Here is a 2534-nt window from a genome sequence, read left to right as displayed (position 1 = left end):
TGCTGGGGGTCTTGCTGGACGGCACTGAAGATCACCTCGGTCTCCCATCTTAGATACGTACGGCGTACGTAGTACGATGCGCGTGCGTGCGCTTCGGCCGGTCGGCGGACCCGCTCCGCGTGTCCGCGGCCTGACCTTCGGTCAGGCGGCCTCGCTGCGCGAGGCCTGGGGCACTCCGCTCCGCTCCATGCCCCCACCTGGGCTTCCGCTCCGCTACAGCCCAGGTGAAAGCCCCTCCGCTGCGCTCCGGGGCAGGCTGGCCGGGAGGAGGGTGCGGGGGTGGGACCGGCCCCGGACGGGCGGGGGTGACTGACCGTAATGGGGGTCGATGGGGGTCCGGGTGGGGGTGCATCAGCTGATGCGCTGTGTAGGGACAGGAGTCCCACCCCACCCCCTGTATCAGTTGTCGAGCGTCAGACGATCCTGCCGGAACGGGGGTCCCCATCCCGGTCCTTCACCTCCGGGGAGTGGCCCGGGGATTCGGGCACCGGACCGGCCGTGGGTCGGGTCTGAATTCCCGGAACCGCGCGTATCAGAAACCGCCCGTCAGAAAATCCTGCCACAACCCCCATGCCCACCCCGGGCAAAAATGGGAAAGCGCCCCCGGGGGATTCCCCGACCCGGACGGCGACCCGGAGCAGCGAGCCTGCCCACACCCAGCTCCGCCTCGCCCGCCCGCACGTCGCCGACCTTCGCCGGCCATGGGAGCGGCCGGCGGAACCGAACACGCTCACCCCCGCCCGCGTCCGGCGCGGGTTCAGGAACCTCCACACGAAGACCCCCTCACCAGCACGTGCACCGAAACCCACCCAGCCCGGCCCCGGCCGACCGCCCGGATCCAAGAACCGGTGCCAGGCACCCCGCTACGACGTCGGCAGAGTGCTCACCACCGGCGAGGCATACGCCCGCCCTGCCCACCACTGGCAGGGAACCAAGCCTCGGAGAGCAAGCCCGACGACAGCCGACACAAACACGGTGGCCACGGAGCAGCTGACTGCCCGATGATCAATCCATGAGAGTCATCGTCCAGCGCGTGCGCACGTCGTGGACCAAGGCGTCGCGGGGCGGTGCCGAGGCCACGACACGCAACGCAGCCCCCGTCGCGTTCAGGCTGCCCATCGACATCACATCCGGTCTGCACGATGTCTCCATGCGGGAGTCAGACTCCTTCGTGCCGCACATGAGCGTGCAGGACCTGTCAGACCCCGGGCTGGTGCTCAGGGAGTCGGACGGCCAGCTGCGAGTGCACCGGCCGGAAACGACGATCTTCAGCATGCCCCGGCGCAACCGGCGTCCACCCGCCGTCCAACTCGCTCCCGGGCAATGGCTGCAGTGGCAGATCAACTTCCGGTTCGTAGGAACCTGGGGCGGGCCCTGGTCCTACCGCCTCGACACGTTCAACATCGCCTACGGCCCCGCGTCGCCCGAGGTGTTCCTGGGCACCCCGACCCACCGTGTCGACGAGCGAGCGCATCTTCGCTGAGCCAACGAGTCACAGGCATCGCGCACAGCTGGTGCCACTGAGCTGAGGCAACTGGTTAAAACGACAAGCTCAGAGCCCTCGCAGCTGGCGGGGCGCCCGCGTCGGCATCCGCATGTCTCCGGCGGCGCGAGCGGCCCGCGGAGCGTCTGGGCGGCCTCACCGCTCTACGGGCTCTACGGCGCTACGCCCCTGGTGGCGGCCTTCTACGGGCTCTACGGGGCCGCTACGGCCGCTCTACGCGGCAGCCTGGCGCCTGGGGCCCTAGAGGCCGGTAGCGCCGCTGTAGAGCCGCCCATCACCACGCGCGGCCGGCACCAGCCGGACGCGAGGAAGAAGGAGGCGCAGCGCAGCGTCCACCAGCCGAACCTCGGGCCCGATCAGCCACCGCCCACCCCACACCCCGGCAGCAGGGCCCCAGAGAGGTAAGTCGGGGTGGTGAGTTCCCGATCTCACCGGCCCTGAGCTGGGCGGACGGGCGGGCGGCGGGGGCGGGGCCCGTCCTGCGTACCGACCCCCGTACCGGCCCTGAGCTGCGGATACCCGTGCCGAACCCCGTACCGAACCCCCGCCGGAACGACTCGCCCTGGCGGCGCCGGCGGCGGGCGGTGGGCGCGGTGGAGTAGGGGCCTATACGCAGGTAGAAGCGCAACCAGATACGCAAGTAGAAGCGCAGGTAGAAGCGCAGCCGGATACGCGGATGAGTTCCGTCTCGGTAGGCCGGGAGGGCTGATCGCGGGCGGGGTTACATTCTCGCGTTTTCACTCCACACAAAATCGGTGGGTCCACGCTCCGGCGAATTCGTCACTGCACCGTGGATTACCTGTCCTGGGGCCCACATTCGTTGCATCTGCGTGCACGGCGGGGGACGTGGCGGTGCTGCGGGTGGTCGTCGCTCGGCTGGTGCCGCGCCTGGCCGGGGGGGTGGGTTCGTGGCGGCTGCGGTGTCCTGAGGTGGTCCCTGTGACTGGGTGGTGGGGTGAGGTCCACCTGCGATCGGTCATCACGCGGGCGCCGGGCCGAAACTGTGCCACTGTGGCACAGTTTCGGCCCG

The 2534-nt window shown here is 70.0% G+C and carries 1 protein-coding gene and 1 pseudogene; both read left to right on the top strand.

Annotation, left to right across the window (positions count from 1 at the left end; translation table 11 throughout):
• Positions 1-648: 648 nt before the first annotated feature.
• Positions 649-1005 (top strand): annotated as a pseudogene (locus tag ACWCXH_RS39805) (hypothetical protein); the annotation flags it as partial.
• A 7-nt stretch (positions 1006-1012) separates the two neighbouring features.
• Entirely contained in the window at positions 1013-1483 is a 471-nt protein-coding gene (locus ACWCXH_RS39800; protein WP_449806398.1) for a hypothetical protein, read from the top strand.
• Positions 1484-2534: the final 1051 nt, after the last annotated feature.

This window comes from Kitasatospora sp. NPDC001660 (genome assembly GCF_053596725.1).
The sequence above is the reverse complement of the archived record's forward strand: the minus strand, read 5'-3'. Positions and strand labels throughout refer to the sequence as shown.

Coding starts and splice junctions, on each gene's coding strand:
- ACWCXH_RS39800 (WP_449806398.1), top strand. CDS start 1,013: ATGAGAGTCATCGTCCAGCGCGTGCGCACGTCGTGGACCAAGGCGTCG.